A 24,298-nucleotide genomic window follows, 5' to 3' on the forward strand; every position below is an offset into this window, starting at 1 on the left:
CGCCTCGCGCAGCGTGCGAGGCTCGGTGCATGGCTGACCGTGCCCTCTCGCCCGACACGCTCGGCGCCTGGCTGGTCAAGGCCAGCGGCGCCGCACCGTCGACCCGCGAGCACGTGCGCGCCGGGTTCGCCGAGGTGGAGACGTGGTGCGCGCGTCCCACCTACCGCACCGACCTCGTCTCCGCCGGGCAGTCGGTCCTGCTGTGGGTCAGCGGGCGTGAGGCCGACCAGCCGGCGGGCCTCTACGCCCACGGCCGGACCACGGGGCCCGCTCGCGACGGCGTGATGCCGATGGTCCTTGCTCCGCTCGGCGACCCGCTGCTGCGCTCCGAGCTCGTCGGGCACCCCGACCTCGCCGCGATGGAGGTGCTGCGGATGCCGGCCGGCAGCAACCCGTCCTACGTCACGCCCGAGCAGCTCGCGGTGTTGGCCGGGATGCGCCCGGAGCTCGTCGAGCTCCCTGGACCGCCCGGCCTCACCGGATGACCGCCCACCTGCGCGCGCTCGCCGTCCGCACCGCGGACGTGGAGGTCGCCGCGACCTTCTGGGGCGGCCTGCTCGGCTGGCGCCGAGCCGGTGCCGGGCTCCTCCCGGACGCAGATGCGCCCTTCGGCATCACCTTCGTCGACTCCGCCGAGCCGGTCCGGCTGCCCGCCCAGGTCCACCTCCACCTGACGAGCAGCTCCTCGACGCAGCAGGAGACCGTCGACCGGGCGATCGCCCTGGGTGCCGCCCATCTCGACGTCGGCCAGCTGCCCGACGAGGACCACGTCGTGCTCGCCGACCCCGAGGGCAACGCCTTCTGCGTCGTCGAGCAGGGCAACCGCTGGCTCGCCGGCACGCCGTTCCTCGGCGAGCTCGCGTGCGACGGGACGCGCGACGTCGGGGTGTTCTGGTCAGCGGCGCTCGGGTGGCCGCTCGTGCACGACGAGGACGGCGAGACCGCGATCCAGCCGCCCGGGGGCGGGCCGAAGATCGCCTGGGGCGGGCCGCCGCTGGACGAGCGTCGTGGACGCAACCGGATGTGGTTCGACCTGGTCACCGACGACCTCGAGGCCGAGGCCGACCGGTTGGTGGCCCTCGGCGCGACGCTCGTCTCGCGCGGCGACGACGTCGAGCTGGCCGATCCCGACGGCAACGAGTTCCACCTCCGGCGGGAGTGACCACCCTGCAGGCAGTTGGGCGGCTCAGCGCTGGAGCTCGACCGCCTCGGGCGTGTGGAGGCGCACCATGAAGCGCCCGGCGTGGGCCGGGACGGTGGCGCGGGTCAGTCGGGACACCACGACCATCGTGAGGAACGACGCCGGCACCGACCACGCGGCCGGCTGGCCGAGCAGCGCCGCGGTCCAGCCGGTCGACGACGAGGTGGCGAGCGTCCACGCCACGGCCGCGCCCGAGCCCAGGCCGCCCACCAGCAGCCCGGCGACGGCGCCGGCCGGCGTCAGCCCGCGCCACCAGATCCCGAGCATCAGTAGGGGAGCGAAGGTCGAGGCGGTGACCGCGAACGCGAGCCCGACCGTGCGCGCCACCGCCACGTCCTGGGCGGGCAGCGAGAGCAGCAGCGGGACGACGACCGCGATCACCGCGGCGACGCGGAAGGCCGCCACCCCGCCCAGGCGCCGAGACCCCCAGCGCCGTCCCGTCACGTCCTGCGACAGCACCCCGGCCACCGCGATGGTCAGGCCCGAGCTGGTCGAGAGGAACGCCGCGAACGCGCCGGCCGTGACGAGGCCGGTGAGCACGGCGCCCACCGCGCCGCCCACCATCAGGGACGGCAGCTCCAGCACCAGCACGTCGGAGCGCCCCGAGACCAGGCCGGGCGCGTAGATGCGCCCGAGCGCGGCGTAGACCGGCGGGAGGACGTAGAAGACGCCGAGCAGCGCGAGCACCGCGAGCGTCGTACGACGCGCCGCCCGGCCGTCGGGGTTGGTGTAGAACCGCACCACCACGTGCGGCAGGCCCATCGTGCCGAGGAACGTCGCGACGATCAGGGAGTAGGTCGTGTAGAGCCCGATGCCGCCGCCGGGCGAGGCCAGCGGGATCGACCACGAGTGCGGGGCGGCTGCCGCCGGGTCGGCCGCGCCGTCGGCCACCCACACCGCCATCAGCACGAAGACCGGCACCAGCAGCGCGGTGAGCTTGAGCCAGTACTGGAAGGCCTGCACGAAGGTGATCGAGCGCATCCCGCCCGGGCTCACCGACGCGAGCACCACCAGGGCGACCACCAGGGAGCCCGCCCAGGGCGGCGCGCCGATCGTCGCGCGCAGGGTGACGCCGGCGCCCTGGAACTGCGGCAGCAGGTAGAGCCAGCCGATCGCGACGACCAGCACCGAGCAGAGCGTGCGCACGTCGCGGGAGCCGAGCCGCGCCTCGGCGAAGTCGGGCAGCGTGTAGGCGCCCGAGCGGCGCAGTGGAGCGGCGACGAGCACCAGCAGCACCAAGTAGCCCGCGGTCCAGCCGACGGGATACCAGAGCATCTCCGCGCCGAAGGTGAGCAGCAGGCCGGCGACGCCGAGGAACGAGGCCGCGGAGAGGTACTCCCCGCCGATCGCGCTCGCGTTGAGCCGCGGCCGGACGGTGCGCGAGGCGACGAAGAAGTCGCTCGTCGTGCGCGAGATCCGCAGCCCCCAGGTGCCGATGACCAGCGTCGCGATCGAGACGAGGACGACGGCGACGACGCCCGGCACCATGTCGGTGCTCACGGCGGGTCCGCCGGTCCGGGGGTGCCGGCCGACCCGACGAGGTCGGCGAAGTCGCGTTCGTGGCCCTCGGCGCGGCGCAGGTAGAGCCAACCGAGCAGCACCAGCCACGGATAGGTCAGCACCCCGAGCAGCAGCCACGCGAGCGGCACCTGCCCCACTCGCGCGTCGCCGAGCGAGGGGACGAGGTGGAAGAGCAGCGGCAGCATGCCCACGGTGACGGCCAGCGCGGCGAGCACCCGCAGCGCGAGCATGAGCTGCTCGCGCAGCAGTGAGCGCATGAACACCTCGCCCAGGGCCGTCTCCGCGTCGATCTCGCGCGTGCCGACAGGGCGTACGACGTCCGCGCGACGCCGCGGCGGTCCGGTCACCCGGACGCGCTCGACGGGCGGCTCGCTCATGTCTCGCGCCGGGTGAGGACCGAGCGCAGCTCGCGGGTGTGGCGCCGGCTCACCGGCAGCTCGGCGCCGCCGATGACGACGCTGACCCGTCCGCTCTCGCTGCGCACCTCCTCGACGTGGGGGAGCGCGACCAGCACGGACCGGTGGATGCGCACGAAGCCGGCCGCGGCCCACTGCTCGGCGAGCGATGAGAGCGGCGTGCGCACGAGGTGGGAGCCGTCGGCGGTGTGCAGCCGGGCGTAGTCGCCCTGCGCCTCGACGTGGGTGATCTCGGATCGGCTGATGAACCGGGTGACGCCGCCACGCTCCACGGGGATCTGCACGTCGCCCGACGGCGCCGGGGCGGCGGCCTCCACGACCCGGCGCACGGCCTCGGCGAGGCGCTCCTCGCGCACCGGCTTGAGGACGTAGTCGACCGCGCGCAGCTCGAAGGCCGCGACCGCGTGCTCCTCGTGGGCGGTCACGAACACCACCCGCGGCGGTGACCGGAAGCGCGAGAGCACCTGGGCGAGGTCGAGGCCGGTGAGGCCGGGCATCTGGATGTCGAGGAACACAGCGTCGACCTCCTCGGCCTGCAGCACCCGCAGCGCCTCGGTCGCGGAGTCGCTGCTGCGCACCTCGCCGATGCGCGGGTCGCGGCCGAGCAGGAAGGCCAGCTCGTCGAGGGCAGGACGCTCGTCGTCGATGACGAGCACCTTCAGCTGTGTCATACCTGCACTCCGGGGGCGAACTTCGGCACCCGGACGATCACCTTGGTGCCCGCCCCGGGTGCGGTCTCGACGACCAGACCGTAGTCGTCCCCGTAGGCGTTGCGCAGCCGCGCGTCCACGTTTCCGAGCCCGATGGAGTCCATCGACGCGTCGCCGGCCAGCGCCTGGCGGACGCGTTCGGGGTCCTCGCCGGTGCCGTCGTCCTCGACCTCGAGGACGCACTCCTGGCCGTGGTCGCGCGCGACGATCGAGAGCCGGCCGACACCGTCGGCCTTGTCGGCGCTGGCCTCGAGGCCGTGGCGCACGGCGTTCTCCACGAGCGGCTGGATGCACAGGAAGGGCACCGCGACAGGGAGCACTTCGGGGGCGACCTGCAGGGTCACCTGCAGCCGCTCACCGAAACGGGCCTGCTCCAGCAGCAGATAGCGCTCGACGGAGCGCAGCTCCTCGGCGAGTGTCGTGTACTCGCCGTGGCGGCGGAAGGAGTAGCGGGTGAAGTCGGCGAACTCGAGCAGCAGCTCGCGCGCGCGGTCGGGATCGGTGCGCACGAAGCTGGCGATGGCCCCGAGCGAGTTGTAGATGAAGTGCGGGCTGATCTGAGCGCGCAGGGCGCGCACCTCGGCCTCCATCAGCCGGGTGCGCGAGAGGTCGAGCTCGGCGAGCTCGAGCTGGCCGCTGACCCACGACGCCACCTCGTCGGCCGCCCGCACCAGGCCGCCGGTGGTGTGCGGGGCGCCGACCACGAGCGCTCCCACGAGGGTGTCGTCCACGACGAGCGGGCTGACGATGGCCTGCCGGACCTGGCAGCCGCCGTCGTCGCAGACCAGGGTGCGCGCGTCGACGATCATCGTGCGCCCGGTCTCGGCGACCTGCCCGATCGTGCCGGGGAGCTGGGGGCGGTGGTGGCTGCCCAGGCCGTCCCACGCGAGCAGCCCGCTGGTGTCACCGAGGCCGGCGGCCGGGGTGCCGAGCAGCGCGCGCAGGTGGTGCACCGAGCGCTGCGCGCTCGCGGTAGTCAGGCCCTCGCGCAGGGCCGGGCTGGCGAGGGAGGCGTTGTGGAGGGCGCGGAACGCGGCGCGGTCCGCCTCGCCGCCCAGCGACGTGCGCCGCCATCTCCAGGCCATGGCGAGACCCTAGCGGCCGCAGGTCGAGTGCCGGGCCACGCGCGTACGACGGCGGGCTCGGCACGCGACCCGCTCGGGGTCAGCGCTCGCAGCGCCGCTCGCGCTCGGCGTCACAGCGGTCGCGGCCCTTGCCGCCGTCGGCCCGGTCGCGGCCCGGGCCGCCGAGCAGCACGTCGTCGCCGCCCTGGCCCCGGATGTCGTCGCGGCCGGGTCCGCCGCGCAGGACGTCGTCGTACGCCGTCCCGATGATCTCGTCGTCGCCGGCCCCGCCGAACGCGGACACCCGGCGGTGCGGGCACTCCGGGCGCGGGGTCGCGCGGTCGAGGAAGGTGACCAGCTCGTCGTCGCCACCCAGTCCCCGTAGCACGCTCTGACCGCACGCGGCGCCGGCCAGGCGGTCGACGCCGGGCGTCCCCAGGAGCGTGACCCGCTGCGCGACGCCGTACAGCATCCGGGGCGGGACACCGATGGTGGTCACGACGCGGCCGTCGAGGCGGACCACGCCCTCCGGGCCGTCGATCACGAGCCGGCGGCCGGGGGCCACCACCTTGATCCAGCCATCCGTCCGCCGGGCCGTCAGTGTGCCCACGATGTCGGGGACCGGTGCGCCGCGGTCGATCGTGTAGGTCACGAGGTCGCCGCCGCGGTCAGCGACGACGGTGTCGTCGAGGCTGGCCTCGATCCAGTCCTCCTTGTCGCCTCCATGGAACACGTCCCGCCCCGGTCCCAGGTCGGTCTGCGTGTTGGACCCCGTGGCCGTGGCCACGACCACGTCGTCTCCGGGTCCGGCGTCGAGGTCGACGCCGCTGGGGTAGGTGTCGTTCTCGGCCGTCGTCACGCACACCACGTCGTCACCGTCGCCGGCGACCACGGGCTGGGCGCTGTTGGTGACGATCACGTCGTCACCGGGCGTGCCGGCCAGCTCCTCCCGGGGCGTCCCCACGATGGTGGCGGTCAGGCCGAGGCAGGTGGGCGGGTCGGCATCCTCGGCACCACTCGCCGTCGCGATCGGCCCGAGCAGGGCGAGGCCGAGCAGGGCGCAAGCGGTCAGTGACGTCGTACCACGCATGGGGTCCCCCGAGATCTGGTGTCAGCCGGTGGCCGGTGGGACGCACCGTATCCGCAGAAGGTTGTGGGCCTAGCGGAAGTCGATGAGCAGCATGTCGGTGTCGGTGCCGTCGCTCACGACGGGACCGTCGGGGTCCTCGTCGTCCGGGGCGGGCCCGGTGTCGTCCGGGTCGACCACGACCGCGCGGTAGCAGCGGGTGACGTAGGGGATCTGCATCCCGTCCATCCCGCGGCCGTAGTCGTCGTAGAAGGCGCGCACCCGGGCGAGGTTGTGCTCGCGCTCGTCGGGCTCCATCGCCGCGAAGCTGGAGCGCGAGCGCGCCAGGTCGAGGATCGTCTCGCGGTTGACCTCCTGCCACTGCTTGAAGGTCGCCTCCTCCACGAAGCCGAAGAGCTCGCTCTGCACGAGGTGGCCGGCGGAGCTGGTGTCGAGGTCCTGGCGACCGAGGAGGTCGCCGAGCCGGCGGACCCACGGGATGCGCTCGTCGCGGCTGTTCCACACGAGCGCGAGGTGGCCGCCCGGCTTGAGCACGCGGGCCGCCTCGGAGAGGGCGGCCTCGTGGTCGAACCAGTGGAACGCCTGGCCCACGACGACCACGTCGACCGAGCGGTCGTTGGCCGGGAGCGACTCCGCAGCCGCGACCTTCGCGCTCACCTCCGGCACCCGCTCGCGCAACACCTCGAGCATCGCCTCGTCGGGCTCGGTCGCGAAGACGGCGTGGCCCTGGTCGACCAGCTGACGGGTGAGCTTGCCCGTGCCGGCCGCGAGCTCGAGGACGACCTTCGCATCGCCGCCGGCGAGCCAGGCGACGGCCTCGGCGGGATAGCTCGGCCGGCCACGGTCGTACGCCTCGGCCACCGGCCCGAAGGACCGTGCGAGGTCGACGGTGGCGGAGGTCTCGCGGTGGTCGTCGCTCATCCGCCTCAGGCTACAAGCGGTGCCCGGCCCGGTGCGCCAGCGACCTGCCCCGGGCGAGCGCCGATCGTTCGGGGGCCGGGCGGGATGAGCCGGCGCCGGGACCGGAAGTGGTCGCGACTACCGTCGTCGCCATGACCGACCCGCTCGCCTGGCTCGTCGACCTCGAGGGAGTGCCCTCGGCCTACGCCGGCACCCGGGACGGGATCGACGCGATGCTGCGCGACCGCGGCCTGCGGCGCACGTCGCCGGAGCTGACCGCCGAGTCGCTGCTGCGCGGCGCCCACGCGAGCGCGGTGCTGGAGGGGTCGTCCTCGACGCTCGAGGAGGTGCGCGCGGGCGAGGCCGACGAGATCGCGGCCGACGCCGTCCGGCTCTCGGCGTCGATGCTCGCGCTCGCCCCGCTGCTCAAGACCGCGCCGCTGCAGGCGATCGCGCGGCTGCACACCGTGGTCGCCTCGTCGGCGCTGCCGCCCGACCAGCTCGGTCGCCCGCGCGATGCCGCGTCCGCCGACCGGCTGCGCGGGGTCGCGGAGCTGCTGCTCGCCGACAGCGCGGCGCCGGCCCTGCTGGTGGCCGCCGTCGCGCACGCCGACGTGGCGACCGCCGCGCCGTTCGCCTCCCACAACGGCATCGTGGCCCGCGCGCTCGAGCGGCTCGTGCTGGTCTCGCGCGGCGTGGACTCGAAGTCACTCGTCGTCCCCGAGGCCGGGCACCTCGCCCTCCGCGCGGCGTACGAGTCCAACCTGCGCGCCTACAGCGAGGGCGGGCCGAGCGGGGTGCACGCGTGGGCGCTCTACGGTGCCGAGGCGTTCGCCGCCGGCGCCGAGGCGTCACCGTTGCGGGGCTAGGTAGCTGCGTCCGGACGTGCGAGCGGCACCCGCTCGCGTAGATCGGGTGCCGCCGCCGACACGTGACACCGTGGCTACCAAGCGTGCACTTCTCAATCGCTGCCTCGGGCGGACCCCGAACTGGCCAGCACCCCATCGGATGGGTGGATCGCCGCGTGGGTACCCGGATCACGTGCTGCTGTGGAGTTCTGCTTCAGTTCTAGCCCGGTCCGCGGCGACCTTCAAGGGTTGACTTTGCCCGGTGCCGGTGGGTCGGCTCAGCCGGCCGCGCGCCGTCGGTGGCTGGCCCAGATCAAGCCGCCCGCCGCCACCGCGCCGCCGACGGCGAGGGCCGCCAGCGTGGGTCGGGCCGGGGGCACGGGGAGCCGGCGGCGCAGGGCCACCGGGCGGACGAAGAACAGCACGGGCCAGTCCCGGGCGGCGGCGATGCGGCGCAGCTCGCGGTCGGGGTTGACGGCGAACGGGTGTCCGACGACCTCCAGCATGTGCACGTCGGTGACCGAGTCGCTGTAGGCGTAGCACTCGTCGAGGTCGTAGCCGACGGTCTCGGCGAGGTGCTCGATGGCCCGCGCCTTCTCCTCAGCGTAGGCGTAGTAGTCGATGTTGCCGGTGTAGTGGCCGTCGACGATCTCCATCCGGGTGGCGATCACCCGGTCGGCGCCGAGCATCTCGCCGATCGGCTCGACGACCTCGACGCCGGAGGCGGAGACGATGACGATGTCGCGCCCAGCGGCCCGGTGCTCCTCCATGAGGGTCACCGCCTCGTCGTAGACCAGCGGCTCCACGATCGTGTTGAGCGTCTCGTGGACGATGTCGCGCACCGTGGCGACGTCCCAGCCGGCGCACAGCTGCGACATGAACTCGCGCATCTTGTCCATCTGGTCGTGGTCGGCCCCGCCGGTGAAGAAGACGAACTGGGCGTACGCCGAGCGCAGCATCGCGCGCCGCGAGATCAGCCCGCCCGCCTGGAACTCGCGGCTGAAGGCCAACGTGCTCGACTTGGCGATGATCGTCTTGTCGAGGTCGAAGAAGGCCGCTTGGGGGCGGGTCATGTGGCCATCGTAGGCGCCGACCCGCGACGCCGAGGGCTTGCGCCGTTCTCGGTCGGGCCAGCCGACGTCCACAGGTGCCGGCGTACGGCCATCGTCCACAGGCCGCGCGGGTGCGGGCTTTCCGGCGTCGCGCCCGGCGGCGACGCTGGCCGCATGTCCGTCCTCCTGATCACCCGGTCCCCGATCGTCCACGACTCGGTCGTCCCCCTCTGTGCGGCGGCGGGGGCCGGGGTCGAGGTGTGCGCCGAGCCGGCCCTGTCACTGGCCGCCTGGCGCGAGGCCGACCTCGTGCTGGTCGGCGACGACCTCGCCGCCGCGCTGGCCGGGCTCGCCCCGCCGCGACGGGCGGGCGTCCACGTCGTCGGGGTCGGCCTCTCCGACACCGCGTTCCGCTCCGCGGTGGAGCTCGGCGCGACCTCCGCCGTCGACCTGTCGGAGGGGGCCTCGTGGCTGTCGGAGGAGCTCGGCGACGTGGGCGAGCGGGCCTCACCCGGTCGTCTCGTCGGGGTCGTCGGTGGAGCCGGCGGCGCCGGTGCCACGACGCTCGCCTGCGCGCTCGCCCAGTGGCACGCGCGGCGCGCGCCCACGCTGCTCGTCGACGGCGACCCCCTCGGCCCCGGGCTCGACCGGCTGCTCGGCATGGAAGACCTCGCCGGCGTCCGGTGGGAGGCCCTCACCGAGACCGCGGGGCGTCTCGGCGCGCGTGCCCTGCGCGAGGGGGTGCCGCGTCGCGAGCACCTCGGCGTCCTCACCTGGTCGGGGCTGCGCCGTGCACTCGACGCGACCACCGCCCGCCGGGTCCTGCCGGCCGCGGTGCGCGGCCACGACCTCGTCGTCCTCGACCTGCCCCGTCACGGCGGCGCGGCGCGCGCCGAGCTGGTCGATCGCTGCGACGACCTGCTGGTGGTGACGCCGGCCACCGTTCCCGGCGTGGCGGCCGCCGCCCGTCTCGTCGCCGACCTCGGCGGCGCCGGGCGGGCGGCGCTCGTCCTGCGTCCGGGCGGGCTCGGTGACGCCGACGCCGAGCGGGTGACCGGGCTCCCCATCGCCGCCGTCGTCCCCGACCAGCGGGGGCTGGCCGCATCGCTCGACCGCGGCCTGGGGCCGCTGACCGGGCGCGGCCCGCTGGCGCGTGCCGCCCGCGGCCTGCTGGCGGCCGCGGCATGAGCCATCCGAGGGTGGCTCCGTTGACGACGACCGGCACCACGACCGGGACCACGACCGGGCAGGCCGCCGGGCCGACCGCGGTGCCGACGGTGCCGGCGGTGGTCCTCGACGACGTGCGGCGCCGGCTGGCGGGCTCGGCCGGCGAGCTCACCCCGCACCGGGTCGCGGAGGCGCTGCGCGCGTCCGGGGCGCCGGTGGGCGACGCGACGGTCCTCGCCGTGCACGACCTGCTGCGCCGCGACGTGCTCGGGGCGGGTCCGCTGGAGGACCTGCTCCGCCTCCCCGACGTGACCGACGTGCTGGTCAACGGCCCCGACGAGGTCTGGATCGACCGCGGCGGCGGGCTCGAGCGTGCGTCGGTGTCGTTCCCCGACGACGCCGCGGTGCGCCGCCTGGCGCAGCGGTTGGCGGCCTCGGCCGGGCGCCGCCTCGACGACGCGACCCCGCACGCCGACGTACGCCTCGCCGACGGCACCCGCTTCCACGCGGTGCTGTCGCCGGTCGCGCGCTCGGGCACGGTGCTGTCCCTGCGCGTCCCCCGGGGTCGGGTGTGGACCCTGCCCGAGCTGGTCACGGCCGGAGCGGTGCCGCCCGACGGCGCGTTCCTCTTGGAGGAGATCGTCGACTCGCGGTGCGCCTTCCTCGTCACCGGCGGCACCGGCACCGGCAAGACGTCGGTGCTCTCCGCGCTGCTGTCGCTCGTCGATCCCGGCGAGCGCATCGTCCTGGTCGAGGACGCCAGCGAGCTGCGCCCCGACCACCCGCACGTGGTCGGGCTCGAGGGGCGCCCGGCCAACATCGAGGGCGCCGGGGAGATCTCGCTGCAGGTGCTGGTGCGCCAGGCGCTGCGGATGCGACCCGACCGGCTCGTCGTGGGGGAGGTGCGTGGCGCCGAGGTCGTCGACCTGCTGGCCGCGCTCAACACCGGCCACGGCGGCGGTTGTGGCACCCTCCACGCCAACTCCGCCGCCGACGTCCCGGCCCGCGTGGAGGCGCTGTCGCTCGCCGCGGGCCTGCCCCGCTCGGCCGCGCACAGCCAGCTCGCCTCGGCGCTCGACGTCGTCATCCACCTGGGCCGCGGCCGCGACGGGCGCCGACGGGTCCTCGAGCTCGGGGTGCCCGAGCGCGACGCCTCGGGGCTCGTCGCCCTCCGCACGGCGGCCACCTTCGAGGCCGACCGCGTCGTGCGCGGACCAGCCGCGGGCGCCCTGGCGGCGCGGCTGCGATCGGTGGCGTGGTGAGCGCGTGGCTGGTGGCGCTCCTCCTGGCCGCAGCCGTGGCCCTCGCGGTGCCGCCGGCGGGTCCCGCGCCGCCCCGTCGACCGGGCCGGAGCGGCCGGCGGGGCCCGGCCCGGGTCGTGGCCGCACGGATGCCGTCCGGCCGGCGCGCGGTCGCGGCCGACCAGGCCGCGGTGCTGGAGGTGTGCGACCTGCTGGCCGCCGACCTCGCCGCCGGGCGACCGCCCGAGGCCGCGCTCGCCGCGGGGGCTGAGCGCTGGCCGCCGCTCGGCCCCGTGGTCGAGGCCATGCGGCTGGGCGCCGACGTCCCCGACGCGATGCGCCGGCTGGCGGCGCAGCGGCGGGGCGCCGGCGACCTCCGCTGGGTGGCGGGCGCCTGGCAGGTCGCGCAGCACTCCGGCCACGGCCTCGCCGCGGCGCTCGAGCGCACGGCGGCGGGCCTGCGGGCGCGGCGTCGCACCCGCCGCCTCGTCGACTCCGAGCTCGCCTCGGCGCGCGCGACCGCCCGGCTCGTCGCCTGCCTTCCCGTCGCCGTGCTGCTGATGGGCTCGGGTGCCGGCTCCGACCCGTGGGCGTTCCTCCTCACGACGCCGGTCGGCCTGGTGTGCGGCATCCTCGGGCTCGCCCTCGTCGCGCTCGGCCTGTGGTGGATCGAGCGGCTCGCCGACCGGGCGGCCGCACCGTGACGTGGGTGGGCGTGGTGTGCGCCGCGCTGGCGGTGGCCGTGCTCGTGCCGTCGCCGCCGCGGGTGGGCCGGGTGAGCGGCCCGGCGACGCCCCGGCTGCGGCCGCTCGCGGTCGTGGGTGTCGCGCTCGGCGCCTGGCTGCTCGTCGGCGGGCTCGTCGGGGCGCTGGCCGCGGTCGCGGCGGGCGTGGCGGCGCGCCAGGTGCTGGCCGCCGCGGAGGCGCCGTCCGCGCGGCGCGAGCGCGAGGAGGTGGAGCGCTCGCTGCCACACCTGGTCGACCTCTTCGCCGCCACGCTGCGCGCCGGGTCGGCGCCGGTGCCCGGGCTCGCGCAGGTGTGCGCAGCGCTGCCCGGACCCGCCGCCGACCGGCTGGTCCCGGTGGTGGAGCGCTCGCGATGGGGGGCGAGCGCTGCCGACGCCTGGTCGGCCGTGGCCGACGATCGCGAGCTCGCGCCGCTCGCCCGGGCGATGGTCCGCTCGCACGCCACCGGGGCGTCGGTGGTGCAGAGCGTGGAGCGGCTGGCCGACGAGCTGCAGCGCGAGTCGCTGGCCCGCGCGGAGGACGCGGCCCGCCGGGTCGGGGTGTCGGCCGCGGTCCCGCTCGGGGCCTGCCTGCTGCCCGCCTTCATGCTCCTGGGCGTCGTCCCGACGGTCGCGTCGCTGTTCGGCTCGGTGGCCCCGTGAGGCGACCGGGCCGGTTTCCGTCCACAGCCCGGCCGTCCCGGGCGGCCTCCACAGGCAGCCGGTCGGGCGGGTGCGCGGCGCCGCTCCACCCCCGACCGTGGTGTCGGCGGGGCTCATCGGGAGCCCCCGAAGACAGGGGAGCACATGTTGGTCCAGCGTCACGACGAGTCCGGCATCACCACCGCTGAGTACGCCGTGGGCACCGCGGCCGGGGCGGGGTTCGCCGGCCTGCTCTACACCCTCCTGACCGGCGCGTTCGGCGACCAGCTGCTCGAGCGGCTCTTCAAGCACGTCATGAGCCTGCTCGGCATCGGCTGATGCGTCCGCTCGCCAGGGACGACACGGGCTCGGCCACCGCCGAGCTCGCGATCGGCGTCCCGCTGCTCGTCGCCCTGACCGCCGGACTGGTCTGGATGCTGGCGCTCGGTGCGGCGCAGGTGCGGGTCGTCGACGCCTCGCGGGAGGCGGCGCGCGCGGTCGCCCGCGGTGACGACGTCGCCGCGGCGACGTCCCTGGCGCAGCGCATCGCGCCCGAGGGCGCCCGGGTGCGGGTCCAGGTCGGCGAGGACGAGGTCGTGGTCACCACCACGGCGCGTGTCAGGGGGCCGGGCGGCCTGCTGGGGTCGCTGCCCGGGGTGACGGTCTCGGCCGACGCCCTTGCGCTGGCCGAGGCGTCGTGACGCCCCGGCCCGCGCGAGCCGAGGATGCGGGCGGTGCGACCGTGCTGGTGGTCGCGATGGCCGGCGTGCTGCTGTTCGTGACGGCCGGGCTGGCCGCCGCCGGCGGGCTCGTCACCGCGCAGCGGCGCGCGCAGGGCGTCGCCGACCTGGCCGCGCTCGGCGCCGCGGCGGCGCTCGCCGGCAGCAGCGCGGCCGATCCGTGCGCCGCCGCCGCTCGGGTCGCCGGCGCCCACGGGGCCGCCCTGGAGCGCTGCGGGCTCGCCGGCCCGACGGTCACCGTCACGGTGGCGGTCGCCGGACCCGACGTCCCCTGGCAGGAGGTGCGGGTCACCGCCGACGCGCGGGCGGGGCCGGGGTGAGCACGGGGGTGAGCAGGGCGGGTGGTGGTTCGCTGCGCGCCCGACCGGGGCCGGCGCGGCACTCAGACCGTGACCAGTCAGCGGTGGACAGACCGGCCGGCCGGCCGGGGCAGGGGTCAGGGAGTGTCGCGGCGCTCGGGATCGTCGACGCGGCGCTCGGACTCGACCCGCTCGAGCTTCTCGTTGAGCTTGTTGAGCTCCTTGCGCTCGCGGCGGTGGGCGATGCTGCGTCGGGTGCCCCACTTGAGGATCGTGAAGCCCCACAGGATCGCGGCCCCGGCGGCCACCCCGACGAGGAACGACTCGAGCGTCGTGACGTCGAAGCCGAGGAGCTCGCCCCCGCTGCCCGGCTCGCTGACGAAGATCGCGGAGAGCACGGCGATGCCGCCGAGGATGAGGAGGCCGAGGCCGAGGATCACCATGGGGCGAATCTAGTCCTGTCCGGCGGTCCGCGGTGCCCCCGAGAGGAGGGCATCGAGCAGGAGGATCGCGCCGTCCTTGTCGAGGGGGTTGTTCTGGTTGCCGCACTTGGGCGACTGGATGCACGACGGGCAGCCGGTCGCGCACTCGCAGCTCGCGATCGCCTCCCGGGTGGCGTCGAGCCACGCGACCGCGGTGCGGAAGCCGCGCTCGGCGAAGCCGGCCCCACCCGGGTGGCCGTCGTAGACGAACACCGTCAGCAGGCCGGTGTCGGCGTGGCGCGCCGTGGAGACGCCCCCGATGTCCCAGCGGTCGCAGGTCGCGAACAGCGGGAGCAGCCCGATCGAGCAGTGCTCGGCCGCGTGGGCCGCGCCCGGCACGTCGATGGCGGCGAGGCCGGCCTCGGCCACGACGTCGTCGGGGACCGTCCACCACACCGCCGTGGTGCGCAGGGTGCGCTCGGGCAGGTCGAGCGGCTCCTCCGAGACCACCTCGCCGCCGGGCTGGCGGCGCTTGAGGAACGAGACCACCTGGTGGGAGACGTCCACGTCGCCGAGCGCGAGCTCGCAGCCGCCCCACGAGCGGCGCTCACGGGTGGCGACGATGCTGATGTCGGTCACCTCGCGAGCGGTGGTCGAGTAGGTCGGGTCGTCGCGGCGCATGGTCGCCACGTGGTGCTCGAGGTCGAGGTCCTCGACCAGCCAGGTCTCGCCCTGGTGGACGTAGACCGCGCCGGCGTGCGCCTGGTTGTGCGCGCCGCCGGCGTCGACCGTGCCCACCACCCGGCCGGTGCCGGCCTCGACCAGCTGCACCGGCGACCCGCCCGCCGACCGGTTGTCGGCCAGGTCGGCGGCCCGGCTGCGGTCGGTCCAGAACCATCCCCGGGGACGGCGGCGCAGCAGCCCCAGGGTCGTCAGGTCGTCGACGACCTCCCGGGCGCTGGGGCCGAACAGGGGCAGGTCGGTCTCGGTCAGCGGCTGCTCCTGGGCGGCCGCGCAGAGGTGCGGACCCATGACGTGGGGGTTGGCCGGGTCGAAGACCGACGCCTCGACCGGGGCGCCGATCAGCTTGTCGGGGTGGGTCACCAGGTAGGTGTCGAGCGGGTCGTCCTTAGCGACCAGCACCCCGAGCGCGTCCTGTGCGCCGCGCCCGGCCCGCCCGACCTGCTGCCAGAACGCCGCCCGGGTGCCCGGGAAGCCGGCGATGAGCACGGCGTCCAGGCCGCTGATGTCGATGCCGAGCTCGAGCGCGTTGGTCGCCGCCAGCCCGACCAGGTCGCCGCGACGCAGCGCGGCCTCGAGCGCGCGCCGCTCCTCGGGGAGGTAGCCGCCGCGGTAGGCCGCGACCCGCCCGGGCAGCGACGGGTCGACCTCGGCCAGCAGCTCGGAGGCCGACAGTGCGACCTGCTCGGCGCCGCGCCGCGACCGGATGAACGCCAGGGTGCGGACGTCCTCGGCGACGAGGTCGGCCAGCAGGTCGGCGACCTCCGACGCCGCGGCCCGGCGCACCGGGGCGCCGTTCTCGCCGGCGTGCGAGGTGAACGGCGGCTCCCACAGCAGGAGCGAGACCCGGCCGCGCGGCGAGTCGTCGCGGGTCAGCGCGATCACGTCGAGCCCGGTCAGCCGTGACGCGGTGACCTCCGGCTCGGCGACCGTCGCCGAGGCGAGCACGAACGTCGGGTGCGCGCCGTAGATCGCGCACACCCGCCGGAGCCGGCGCAGCACGTGCGACACGTGCGCGCCGAAGACGCCGCGGTAGTGGTGGCACTCGTCGACCACGACGTACTGCACCGACCCGAGCAGTCGCGACCACCGGTGGTGCGCGGGCAGCAGTGAGCGGTGGAGCATGTCGGGGTTGGTCAGGACGTACTCGCCGAAGTCGCGGGTCCAGTCGCGCTCCTCGCGCGAGCTGTCGCCGTCGTGGGCGGCCAGTCGTACGTCGAGGCCCAGCGACGACAGCCCGGCGAGCTGGTCGTGGGCCAGCGCCTTGGTGGGCGCGAGGTAGAGCACCGAGGCGCCCCGCTCGCCGCGCGGACCCCGGGCCGCCCGGATCGCCGAGAGCGCCGGGAGCTGGTAGGCCAGCGACTTCCCCGACGCGGTGCCGGTCGCGAGGATCACGTGGTCGCCCGCGTGGGCGGCGTCGGCGGCCACGACCTGGTGCCGCCAGGGCCGCGCCAGGCCCTGGGCGGCGTAGGCGCCGCGCACGTCGTCGGGCACCCAGTCGGGCCAGTCCTCGTGCACCGCCTCGCGGGCCGGGAGCACCTCGAGGTGCCGCAGCCGGTCCTCGCGCCCGGGCACGCCGGCGAGCCGGCGGACCAGCGCGTCGACGGGTGGCAGGACGCCGGGGCGGGAGGGGTTCACCCACGCAGTCTGGCAAAGGGCGGTGACGCCCGCCGGAGGTGGCGTCCGCCACCAACGCGACACCATGTGGAGAGGACTCCTGCGCAACACGTGGGACTCGTGGTTTGATACGACCCGAAAGAACCAGGGGCACGTGCGTGCCTGAAGGCGCACTGTCCGAACGAATTCGGGGACCGGGGAGCAGTCGTGGATCTCACCCTTGCGACACGCGAGGTGGATGGCCGTGCCGTCGTCGCGGTGGGCGGCGAGATCGACGTCTACACCGCGCCCAAGCTGCGCGACTGCATCACCGAGCTCGTCGGAGCCGGCACCTACGACATCGTCATCGACCTCGAGGCGGTCGAGTTCCTCGACTCCACCGGTCTCGGCGTGCTCGTCGGCGGCCTGAAGAAGGTCCGCGCCCACGACGGCTCCCTCGACCTGGTCTGCACCCAGGAGCGGCTGCTCAAGATCTTCCGGATCACCGGCCTGGCCAAGGTCTTCGTGATCCACGACTCGATCAGCATGGCCCCCGGCGCCTGACCCACCGGCTGTCCCACAGCCCGGCCCTGCGCCGCGCGCCACCACCCCTCCGGACGTGTCCGGAGGGGTTTCGTCGTTCCCGGACCCGACGCCGCGGTGTGGTCTGGGTCACGCCGCCCCGTGATCTGGGTCACGTCTGCGTAGACTCCGGCGCGTTCACGGATCTTTTCCAGCAGCAGCTCAAGTCCGAGGAGGACACGCATGACGGGGATCTTGCCCGCGGTCGTTGCCAAGCCCGAGCTCGAAGGCGGCAACCTCGTCCTGGTGGTCGTCGTCGCCCTGATCGCGCTCGCCGCGCTCGGGTTGGCCGCGATGTTCAGGTCGCAGGTGCTCGCCGCGGGCGAGGGCACCGACAACATGAAGACGATCGCCCAGGCCGTGCAGGAGGGCGCCAACGCCTACCTGCAGCGGCAGTTCCGGACCCTGGCCATCTTCGCCGCGATCGCGTTCTTCGCGCTGCTCGTGCTGCCGGCCGACGACACCACCGTGCGCATCTTCCGCTCGGTGTTCTTCATCATCGGCGCAGGCTTCTCGGCGGCGGTGGGCTATCTCGGCATGAACCTCGCCGTGCGCGCCAACCTGCGCGTCGCTGCCGCCGCAGAGACCACCGGCCGCGAGCCCGCCATGACCATCGGCCTTCGCACCGGCGCCATGGTCGGAATGCTGACCGTCGGCCTCGGCCTGCTCGGTGCCAGCCTCGTCGTCCTGTTCTTCCAGGACGAGGCGCCCGACGTGCTCGAGGGCTTCGGCTTCGGTGCCGCGCTGCTCGCCATGTTCATGCGGGTCGGCGGCGGCATCTTCACCAAGGCTGCCGACGTCGGCGCCGACCTGGTCGGCAAGGTCGAGCAGGGCATCCCTGAGGACGACCCGCGCAACGCCGCCACGATCGCGGACAACGTCGGCGACAACGTCGGCGACTGCGCCGGCATGGCCGCCGACCTCTTCGAGTCCTATGCCGTCACGCTGGTCGCCGCGCTGATCCTCGGTTCGCAGGCCTTCGGTGACAAGGGCCTCGTCTTCCCCCTGCTGATCCCGGCCATCGGTGCTCTCACCGCGGTCGCGGGCGTCTACCTGACCAAGCCCAAGGCGGACGAGAACGGCCTGACGACGATCAACAAGTCGTTCTACATCTCGTCGGGCATCGCCGCCGTGGCGAGCGTCGTGCTGTCCTACCTCTACCTGCCGAGCAGCTTCGCGGAGTTCACCAACATCGCCGTCGACCTCGCCGGCGCCGAGGGTGACCCCCGCTTCATCGCCGCCTCCGCAGTGGTCATCGGCATCGTGATGTCCGCAGGCATCCTGGCCCTCACCGGCTACTACACCGGCACGGAGTACCGCCCTGTCAAGGACGTCGGCAAGACCTCCCTGACCGGCCCGGCCACGGTCATCCTGTCCGGCCTCTCCGTCGGCTTCGAGTCGGCCGTCTACACCACGCTCGTCATCGGCGCCGCGGTCTTCGGCGCCTACCTCCTCGGCGGCGCGGCCCTCACGGTGTCCCTCTTCGCCGTCGCCCTGGCGGGTTGCGGCCTGCTGACGACCGTCGGAGTCATCGTCGCGATGGACACCTTCGGTCCCGTCTCCGACAACGCGCAGGGCATCGCTGAGATGTCCGGCGACGTGAGCGAGGAGGGCGCGCAGATCCTCACCGAGCTCGACGCGGTCGGCAACACGACCAAGGCGATCACCAAGGGGATCGCGATCGCCACCGCGGTGCTGGCCGCGACGGCGCTGTTCGGCTCGTACGCCACGTCGGTGTTCGAGTCGCTCGCCGAGGCCAACGTCGGCATCGACGAGGCCTACCTACTGGACTTCAGCGTCTTCAACCCGGCGGTCATCGTCGGCGTGCTGCTCGGTGCGGCCGTGGTGTTCCTCTTCTCCGGCCTCGCCATCAACGCGGTCGCCCGCGCTGCCGGTGCGGTCGTGATGGAGGTCCGCCGCCAGTTCCGCGAGATCCCCGGGATCATGGAGGGCACCGGTCGACCGGAGTACGGCAAGGTCGTCGACATCGTCACCAAGGACTCGCTGCGCGAGCTCGTGACGCCCGGCATCCTCGCGGTGCTGGCCCCGATCGCGGTGGGCTTCGGCCTCGGCGCGACCGCCCTGGCCGGCTTCCTCGCCGGAGCGATCGGCACCGGCACGCTGATGGCCGTCTTCCTGGCCAACGCGGGTGGGGCGTGGGACAACGCCAAGAAGCTGGTCGAGGACGGCCACCACGGCGGCAAGGGCTCGGCCGCCCACGAGGCCACGATCATCGGGGACACCGTCGGCGACCCGTTCAAGGACACCGCCGGACCGGCCATCAACCCGCTCATCAAGGTGATGAACCTGGTCTCCCTGCTCATCGCGAGCGCGGTCGTCTCCCTGAGCGTCGGCGACGACCAGAACGACGTCCTGCGCATCGTCATCGCGCTGGCCGCGGTCGCGATCATCACGGTGGCCGTCGTCATCTCCAAGCGGCGCGAGGTCGCGATCGCCGACGACGGCGACAACTCCGGGTCCAGCTCGCTGGCACCGCACCACGCCTGACCCGCTCCACCCCGGGCCCCGCGAGGGGGCCGGGTCGCTCCACCCGCCCCGGCGGCCGGTCGCTCCCGCGACCGGCCGCCGTCGGCGTTCCGGGGTAGGACGGGGCGGGACTCGCGAGCCGGCGGTCGTACGCAGGGCGCGACCGAGGCGTCAGCCTCCCGGACGCCACCAGTTGCGCTCGCCGAGCAGCGTCATCGCGGCCGGCAGCAGCAGTCCGCGGACCACCGTGACGTCGAGGAGGATCGCCACGGTCATGCCGACCCCGACCTCCTTGACCGCGACCAGCTCGCCGGCGGCGAACCCGATGAACACCACCGAGATGGCCAGCGCGGCCAGCGTGACGACCGGTCCGGACGCGGTGATGCCCGCGAGCACCGCGCGGTCGTTGGCTGCCCGGGTGCCGGGTGCGGGGACCGGCCGGTTGCGACGCGCCGGAGGGGGGAAGTCCCACTCCTCCTCGATGCGGGCGACGAGGAACACGTGGTAGTCCATCGAGAGCCCGAAGGCGAACATGAACAGCAGCAGCGGCGTGGTCAGGTCGAGGCTGCCGGTCGCGGTCCCGCCGAGCAGCGGGCCGCCCCAGCCGTGCTGGAAGACCAGCGTGACGACCCCGAGCATGGCCGCCAGCGAGAGCAGGTTGAGCAGCAGGGTCTTCACGGCGATGACCGGCGCCCCGGTGAGCCGCAGCAGGAGCAGGCCGGCCACGAGCACGACCGCCGCGACGGCCAGCGGCGCACGCTCGGCCAGCGCGGCGCGCGCGTCGACCAGCTCCGCGGCGGGCCCGCCGACCTGCACGCGTACGTCGTCGCCGAGCGCGCGGACGTCGGCGACCGCCCGCTGCGCCGCCGGTCCGCTGGTGGTGCCCTGGGGCATCACGGTGTAGCGGCTCCAGCCGTCGGGCAGGCCGTCGCGCAGGAAGACGTCCTCCACGTCGTCGAGCGCAGCCATCCCCTCGGCCAGCGCGGTGAGCCGCGGATCGTCGGGCTGCGCGTCGACCAGCACGTCGATCGGTGCGGTCGCGACGTCGGGGTAGTCGCGCTCGATCACCTCGACGACGGTGCGGGCCTCGCTGCCGGGGGGCAGTGACCGCGCGTCGGAGGCGCCCAGCTCGAGGCCGAGCAGGGGAGCGGCCAGCACGAGGAGGAGCCCGGTCGTGACTAGCAGGACGGGCCACGGACGCGCCTGCGCCAGGCGCGCGAGCCGGGCGAGCACCGAGCGCTCGGGCGCTCGCGCGGGCCGTCCCCACGCGCCGCGGTCGGCGGCGGGCACCCGCCGATGCGCCACGGCCAGCAGCGCGGGGGTCAGGGTGAGGCCGGCGGCGGTGACGACGGCGACCGCGACCAGCCCGCCGACCGCCATGCCGGTGAGCAGCGGGTCGCCGAGCAGCAGCAGGGCCGCCACGGCCGAGCCGACCGTGACGCCGGAGACCAGCACCGTGCGCCCGGCGGTGGCCAGCGTCCTGCCGAGCACCGCCTCGAGGTCCGCACGACGACCCGCGGCCGCGCGCTCCTCACGGAAGCGGGCCAGCACGAGCAGGCTGTAGTCGACGCAGAGGCCCAGGCCCAGCACCGTGACGACGTTGACCGCGAAGTCGCTGACGGAGGCGACGCCCGCCAGGCCCGCGAGCGCCAGCAGCGAGACGGAGACCGCGGCGAGCGCCGTGGCGACCGGCAGCACGCCGGCGACGAGTCCGCCCAGGGCCACGGCGAGCAGCACGAGGAGCACCACGAGGGCCGCGCCCTCGCCGCGGGCGGCGTCCTGGACGGCCTGGTCGGTGAAGGTCCGCTCGGCCAGCAGGTCGCCGCCGACGGCGACGTCGGGGAAGGGGGTCTCGCGCAGCGCGTCGGCGATGCGGTCGGCCAGGGCCAGGGCCTCGTCGTCGCCGAGCGCATCGTCGAGCTCGACCTCCACCACCGCGCTGCTGCGGTCCTCGGCCACGAGCTCGTAGGCACCGGTCGTCCACGGGTCCCGCACGTCGACCACGCCGGGCAGCTCGCGGATCGCGAACAGCACCTCCCCGGCCGCCTCGCTCGTGGCGGGGGCGACCGGGTCGGCGCCCGAGAGCAGCGCCACCACCCGTTCGCCCTCGGTGTCGAGGGCGTCGAGCCGCTCGTCGACGACGCTCGACTCGGCCCCGGCGCGCGGACCGACGTCCTCGGCGTGGTCGAAGACCGATCCGCCCAGCACGGCACCTGCCACGACCAGCACCGCCCACAGGGCCAGGACCACCGTCCGCCGGCGGTGCACCCACCGGCCCATCCGCTCCAGCACGCGGTGACTCTAGTCACGCCGCGGCCGCCTGGGGCGGACGTCGGCTGATGGCCCGGACGCCGTCAGCGCTCGCCGAAGTGCGGTCGGGTCAGCTCCTCGGCCAGCCCGCCGAGCGCGGTGTGGTCGTCGGTGTCGCCGGTGTGCGGCCCCTGCAGCCACTGGGCGAACGACCAGACCTCGGAGAGGCGCCACTCGAGGTCGAACAGCCGCACCATCTGCGGGTCGTGGTCGACGTCGCGGCCCTCGTGCACCAGCGTGGCGAGGTCGCGCTCGCGCGGCGCCAGGAGCAACGACTCCCAGTCGACGAGCCAGGTGCGGCCCCGGGCCAGCCACTGGTTGCGCACGTGTGGCTCACCGTGGGTGACGACGTACGTCGCGGGGTCGGCGAGCTGGACCAGGCGCCCGTGCTCGCGTGCCCACCCGCCCACAGCGGCGAGGTGCTCCAGCAGGAGCCCGCGGGCGGCCGGGCCGAGCGGCCCGACCCAGTCGCGCTGGAGCAGGTCGCGCAGCAGGATCGACAGGTCGGACGGAATCTCGGTCCCCCAGGCGCGTGCCGTGGCCGGTGCCGGCGCGGCGTGCAGGTCGGCGAGCATGCCGGGCAGCTCGGGGACGGACGCCTCCGGGCGTCGCCCCTGCAGCCAACCGGTCACGCTCGCCGTGCGCGCGCCGAGCGGCACGGTGAGGGCGTCGTCGGCGCTCGGGACGGACGGCCACACGAAGGGTAGGTCGAGGGCGGCCGCTGCGGCGTACGCCGCCTCGAGGGTCGCCCGCGTGTGGCGGGGGAGGTCGGGGTCGAGGGTCAGGAACAGGATCGGCTCCCCGGCCACGTCCACCCGCCAGTGGTGCGCCCCCCACCCGACCGGCAGGTGCTCGACGGCATCGGCGCGCGGCTCCCAGTGCCGACGGACGAGCGCCCGCACATCGTCATCGGTCACGTCCGGGGGGCGTTCGAGCACCCCGGCATCGTGGCACGGTCGTCTGGAAGGCTGGGGCCATGCCGTCCGACCTCGACCTCGCCGCCCCGCTGCGCGAGGCCCTGCTCGCCGCCGACTTCACCTACGACCGGGTCGCCGAGGCCATCGGGGAGGAGGCCCACCGCGCGCTCGGGCGCAACGAGACCCTGCCCGCGCTGCGGCGTACGACGTCGGGCTCGGCGCTCGACACCCTCGTGCGCCTGTTCCTGCTGCAGGCGCCGGTCGCGCGCGACGCGGCCGAGCGGGCGTTGCCGGGCCTGGTCGACCGGCTCTGCAACGCCGGCCTGCTCGAGCAGAGCGTGGCCGAGGTGGCCGCCCGCACCGACTGCCGGCCCTACGCCACCGACGAGCGCGACCTGTGGGTGGTCTCCGACCTGACGCCCGGTCTCGACGGTGCGCCGGTCGCCGTCGGGCCCGACCACGTGCTGGGCATCTCGAGCGCGTCGACGAGCCTGGCGCAGCTGACCATGCGCGAGCCGGTCGGCAGCGCGCTCGACCTGGGCACCGGGTGCGGGGTGCAGGCGCTGCACCTCGCGGCCCACGCCGGCACCGTCGTGGCCACCGACGTCAACCAGCGCGCGCTCTGGATGACGCGCCTCAACGCGGCGCTCAACGAGGTGGAGGTCGACGTCCGCGGCGGCTCGTTCTTCGAGCCGGTGGCCGGCGAGCGCTTCGACCTGATCAGCACCAACCCGCCGTTCGTGATCTCCCCGGCGACGGGGGAGCGGCTGGTCTACCGCGACTCCGGCCTGCCCGGCGACCGCGTCGTCGAGCACATCGTCCGCACCGGGCCCGACCACCTCACCGAGGGCGGCTGGCTGCAGGTGCTGGCCAACTGGGCGATCGTGGCGGGCCGGCCGTGGGACGAGCGGCTCGGCACCTGGCTGCGCGACGACTGCGACGCGCTCGTCGTGCAGCGCGAGACCCTCGACCCCGCCGCCTACGTCGAGCTGTGGCTCAAGGACAGCGGCCACCACGGTCGCCCGGGCTACGCCGAGCGCTACGACACGTGGCTGTCGTGGCTGGAGGAGGTCGGCATCGAGGGGGTCGGGTTCGGCTGGATCAACGTGCGCCTCGGCGGCACCGGTCAGGTGGGCTCGCGCCACGACCTCCTGGAGTGGCCCTACGACGTGGAGCAGCCCATCGGCCCGGCGATCCACGCGTGGGGCGAGTCGGTCGCCGACCTGCGCGGCCTCTCCGATGAGGCGCTGCTCGCGACCCGGCTGCGGGCCCGCCAGGACGTGCAGCAGGAGACGGTCGGGCGCCCCGGTGCCGAGGACCCGGAGGCGATCGTGCTGCGCCAGCAGCGCGGCTTCCGGCGCGCCCGGACCGCCGACACGGTCGAGGCCGCGCTCGTCGGCGCGAGTGACGGCGACCTCACGCTCGGCCAGCTGCTCGGCGCCCTGGCGACCCTGGTCGGGCGGGACGAGGCCGACCTCCGGGCCGGCTACCTCCCGGTGGTGCGCGAGCTGGTGGGCGAGGGCTTCCTGGCGCTCGGCTGAGCCCGTCTCTCCAGGTCGGGGCCACCCGACCGGGTGGGGTGGTCGGTGCCCTTGTGCCGGGAGGTGACCAAAAGACGATCGCTCGTTGAC

General features: G+C 74.9%; 24 protein-coding genes. 13 read left to right on the forward strand and 11 right to left on the reverse strand.

What is annotated here, in order from left to right:
* The first annotated feature begins 29 nt into the window (after positions 1–29).
* Positions 30–485 carry a hypothetical protein gene (locus tag AC54T2_RS05995; RefSeq protein ID WP_489975550.1) on the forward strand — a complete coding sequence of 152 codons (456 nt, stop codon included), beginning with the start codon at positions 30–32 and terminating at the stop codon, positions 483–485.
* On the forward strand, positions 482–1,162 hold the full coding sequence (locus AC54T2_RS06000) for a VOC family protein (RefSeq protein WP_496665755.1): 681 nt from the start codon (positions 482–484) through the stop codon (positions 1,160–1,162). The genes AC54T2_RS05995 and AC54T2_RS06000 overlap by 4 nt, the downstream gene beginning before the upstream one ends.
* Positions 1,163–1,186: 24 nt before the next feature.
* Here the strand turns inward: AC54T2_RS06000 and AC54T2_RS06005 are convergent, their stop codons facing one another.
* The 6 genes from AC54T2_RS06005 to AC54T2_RS06030 form a co-directional block, all read right to left on the reverse strand.
* On the reverse strand, positions 1,187–2,701 hold the full coding sequence (locus tag AC54T2_RS06005) for a sodium/solute symporter (RefSeq protein WP_313960513.1): 1,515 nt from the start codon (positions 2,699–2,701) through the stop codon (positions 1,187–1,189).
* On the reverse strand, positions 2,698–3,099 hold the full coding sequence (locus tag AC54T2_RS06010) for a hypothetical protein (protein ID WP_186339965.1): 402 nt from the start codon (positions 3,097–3,099) through the stop codon (positions 2,698–2,700). Before AC54T2_RS06010 ends, AC54T2_RS06005 begins: the two co-directional genes overlap by 4 nt.
* On the reverse strand, positions 3,096–3,809 hold the full coding sequence (locus AC54T2_RS06015; RefSeq protein ID WP_496665756.1) for a LytR/AlgR family response regulator transcription factor: 714 nt from the start codon (positions 3,807–3,809) through the stop codon (positions 3,096–3,098). Before AC54T2_RS06015 ends, AC54T2_RS06010 begins: the two co-directional genes overlap by 4 nt.
* Positions 3,806–4,933, reverse strand: coding sequence for a sensor histidine kinase (locus AC54T2_RS06020; RefSeq protein ID WP_186339967.1), 1,128 nt, complete (start codon positions 4,931–4,933; stop codon positions 3,806–3,808). The genes AC54T2_RS06015 and AC54T2_RS06020 overlap by 4 nt, the downstream gene beginning before the upstream one ends.
* 79 nt (positions 4,934–5,012) lie before the next feature.
* The gene (locus tag AC54T2_RS06025) at positions 5,013–6,002 is read right to left on the reverse strand and encodes a calcium-binding protein (protein WP_496665757.1); all 990 of its coding nucleotides are present in this window, start codon (positions 6,000–6,002) and stop codon (positions 5,013–5,015) included.
* Between the two features lie 69 nt (positions 6,003–6,071).
* The gene (locus tag AC54T2_RS06030) at positions 6,072–6,920 is read right to left on the reverse strand and encodes a class I SAM-dependent methyltransferase (protein WP_496665758.1); all 849 of its coding nucleotides are present in this window, start codon (positions 6,918–6,920) and stop codon (positions 6,072–6,074) included.
* Between the two features lie 131 nt (positions 6,921–7,051).
* On the opposite strand from AC54T2_RS06030, the gene AC54T2_RS06035 reads away from it, so the two are divergent.
* Positions 7,052–7,768: a Fic family protein gene (locus tag AC54T2_RS06035; RefSeq protein ID WP_186339970.1), complete on the forward strand. Its 717-nt coding sequence runs from the start codon at positions 7,052–7,054 to the stop codon at positions 7,766–7,768.
* A 257-nt stretch (positions 7,769–8,025) separates the two neighbouring features.
* On the opposite strand, the gene AC54T2_RS06040 is transcribed toward AC54T2_RS06035, so the two are convergent.
* The gene (locus AC54T2_RS06040) at positions 8,026–8,820 is read right to left on the reverse strand and encodes an HAD family hydrolase (protein WP_186339971.1); all 795 of its coding nucleotides are present in this window, start codon (positions 8,818–8,820) and stop codon (positions 8,026–8,028) included.
* Positions 8,821–8,973: 153 nt separating this feature from the next.
* On the opposite strand from AC54T2_RS06040, the gene ssd reads away from it, so the two are divergent.
* From ssd to AC54T2_RS06075, 7 genes are all read left to right on the forward strand, one after another.
* A complete protein-coding gene (ssd, locus tag AC54T2_RS06045; protein WP_496665759.1) occupies positions 8,974–9,987 on the forward strand; it encodes a septum site-determining protein Ssd in 1,014 nt (337 codons plus the stop codon).
* 80 nt (positions 9,988–10,067) lie between these two features.
* Complete coding sequence (locus AC54T2_RS06050; protein WP_241005409.1) at positions 10,068–11,228, forward strand: TadA family conjugal transfer-associated ATPase; 1,161 nt, start codon at positions 10,068–10,070, stop codon at positions 11,226–11,228.
* On the forward strand, positions 11,225–11,911 hold the full coding sequence (locus AC54T2_RS06055; RefSeq protein ID WP_186339974.1) for a type II secretion system F family protein: 687 nt from the start codon (positions 11,225–11,227) through the stop codon (positions 11,909–11,911). The genes AC54T2_RS06050 and AC54T2_RS06055 overlap by 4 nt, the downstream gene beginning before the upstream one ends.
* A gap of 5 nt (positions 11,912–11,916) precedes the next feature.
* Positions 11,917–12,594, forward strand: coding sequence for a type II secretion system F family protein (locus AC54T2_RS06060; protein ID WP_241005292.1), 678 nt, complete (start codon positions 11,917–11,919; stop codon positions 12,592–12,594).
* 144 nt (positions 12,595–12,738) lie between these two features.
* On the forward strand, positions 12,739–12,912 hold the full coding sequence (locus tag AC54T2_RS06065) for a DUF4244 domain-containing protein (RefSeq protein ID WP_186339976.1): 174 nt from the start codon (positions 12,739–12,741) through the stop codon (positions 12,910–12,912).
* Positions 12,912–13,274, forward strand: a complete 363-nt coding sequence (locus tag AC54T2_RS06070; protein ID WP_496665760.1) for a TadE family type IV pilus minor pilin — start codon at positions 12,912–12,914, stop codon at positions 13,272–13,274. Before AC54T2_RS06065 ends, AC54T2_RS06070 begins: the two co-directional genes overlap by 1 nt.
* A complete protein-coding gene (locus tag AC54T2_RS06075; protein ID WP_489975560.1) occupies positions 13,271–13,633 on the forward strand; it encodes an Rv3654c family TadE-like protein in 363 nt (120 codons plus the stop codon). Before AC54T2_RS06070 ends, AC54T2_RS06075 begins: the two co-directional genes overlap by 4 nt.
* Before the next feature lie 116 nt (positions 13,634–13,749).
* Here the strand turns inward: AC54T2_RS06075 and AC54T2_RS06080 are convergent, their stop codons facing one another.
* Entirely contained in the window at positions 13,750–14,055 is a 306-nt protein-coding gene (locus AC54T2_RS06080; RefSeq protein ID WP_186339979.1) for a hypothetical protein, read from the reverse strand.
* Between the two features lie 9 nt (positions 14,056–14,064).
* On the reverse strand, positions 14,065–16,413 hold the full coding sequence (locus AC54T2_RS06085) for a DEAD/DEAH box helicase (protein WP_496665761.1): 2,349 nt from the start codon (positions 16,411–16,413) through the stop codon (positions 14,065–14,067).
* Between the two features lie 186 nt (positions 16,414–16,599).
* On the opposite strand from AC54T2_RS06085, the gene AC54T2_RS06090 reads away from it, so the two are divergent.
* Together AC54T2_RS06090 and AC54T2_RS06095 are read left to right on the forward strand one after the other, a co-directional pair.
* Positions 16,600–16,935, forward strand: coding sequence for an anti-sigma factor antagonist (locus AC54T2_RS06090; protein WP_186339981.1), 336 nt, complete (start codon positions 16,600–16,602; stop codon positions 16,933–16,935).
* 201 nt (positions 16,936–17,136) lie between these two features.
* Complete coding sequence (locus AC54T2_RS06095) at positions 17,137–19,461, forward strand: sodium-translocating pyrophosphatase (protein WP_186339982.1); 2,325 nt, start codon at positions 17,137–17,139, stop codon at positions 19,459–19,461.
* A 150-nt stretch (positions 19,462–19,611) separates the two neighbouring features.
* Here AC54T2_RS06095 and AC54T2_RS06100 read toward each other — a convergent pair whose 3' ends face one another.
* Together AC54T2_RS06100 and AC54T2_RS06105 are read right to left on the reverse strand one after the other, a co-directional pair.
* Positions 19,612–21,732, reverse strand: a complete 2,121-nt coding sequence (locus AC54T2_RS06100; RefSeq protein WP_496665762.1) for an MMPL family transporter — start codon at positions 21,730–21,732, stop codon at positions 19,612–19,614.
* A 62-nt stretch (positions 21,733–21,794) separates the two neighbouring features.
* Complete coding sequence (locus AC54T2_RS06105) at positions 21,795–22,688, reverse strand: hypothetical protein (RefSeq protein WP_496665763.1); 894 nt, start codon at positions 22,686–22,688, stop codon at positions 21,795–21,797.
* 38 nt (positions 22,689–22,726) lie between these two features.
* Between AC54T2_RS06105 and AC54T2_RS06110 the strand changes: the two genes are divergently transcribed.
* A complete protein-coding gene (locus AC54T2_RS06110) occupies positions 22,727–24,208 on the forward strand; it encodes a DUF7059 domain-containing protein (protein WP_496665764.1) in 1,482 nt (493 codons plus the stop codon).
* Positions 24,209–24,298 lie beyond the last annotated feature (90 nt).

The organism is Nocardioides sp. Z35_8, from assembly GCF_059621125.1.

Excerpts from the sequence above, each read along its gene's own strand:
- AC54T2_RS05995 (WP_489975550.1), top strand. The coding sequence starts at position 30 with ATGGCTGACCGTGCCCTCTCGCCCGACACGCTCGGCGCCTGGCTGGTC.
- AC54T2_RS06065 (WP_186339976.1), top strand. The coding sequence starts at position 12,739 with ATGTTGGTCCAGCGTCACGACGAGTCCGGCATCACCACCGCTGAGTAC.
- AC54T2_RS06015 (WP_496665756.1), bottom strand. The coding sequence starts at position 3,809 with ATGACACAGCTGAAGGTGCTCGTCATCGACGACGAGCGTCCTGCCCTC.
- AC54T2_RS06010 (WP_186339965.1), bottom strand. The coding sequence starts at position 3,099 with ATGAGCGAGCCGCCCGTCGAGCGCGTCCGGGTGACCGGACCGCCGCGG.
- AC54T2_RS06000 (WP_496665755.1), top strand. The coding sequence starts at position 482 with ATGACCGCCCACCTGCGCGCGCTCGCCGTCCGCACCGCGGACGTGGAG.
- AC54T2_RS06020 (WP_186339967.1), bottom strand. The coding sequence starts at position 4,933 with ATGGCCTGGAGATGGCGGCGCACGTCGCTGGGCGGCGAGGCGGACCGC.
- AC54T2_RS06080 (WP_186339979.1), bottom strand. The coding sequence starts at position 14,055 with ATGGTGATCCTCGGCCTCGGCCTCCTCATCCTCGGCGGCATCGCCGTG.
- AC54T2_RS06025 (WP_496665757.1), bottom strand. The coding sequence starts at position 6,002 with ATGCGTGGTACGACGTCACTGACCGCTTGCGCCCTGCTCGGCCTCGCC.
- AC54T2_RS06110 (WP_496665764.1), top strand. The coding sequence starts at position 22,727 with ATGCCGTCCGACCTCGACCTCGCCGCCCCGCTGCGCGAGGCCCTGCTC.
- AC54T2_RS06040 (WP_186339971.1), bottom strand. The coding sequence starts at position 8,820 with ATGACCCGCCCCCAAGCGGCCTTCTTCGACCTCGACAAGACGATCATC.
- AC54T2_RS06070 (WP_496665760.1), top strand. The coding sequence starts at position 12,912 with ATGCGTCCGCTCGCCAGGGACGACACGGGCTCGGCCACCGCCGAGCTC.
- AC54T2_RS06030 (WP_496665758.1), bottom strand. The coding sequence starts at position 6,920 with ATGAGCGACGACCACCGCGAGACCTCCGCCACCGTCGACCTCGCACGG.
- ssd (WP_496665759.1), top strand. The coding sequence starts at position 8,974 with ATGTCCGTCCTCCTGATCACCCGGTCCCCGATCGTCCACGACTCGGTC.
- AC54T2_RS06095 (WP_186339982.1), top strand. The coding sequence starts at position 17,137 with ATGACGGGGATCTTGCCCGCGGTCGTTGCCAAGCCCGAGCTCGAAGGC.
- AC54T2_RS06035 (WP_186339970.1), top strand. The coding sequence starts at position 7,052 with ATGACCGACCCGCTCGCCTGGCTCGTCGACCTCGAGGGAGTGCCCTCG.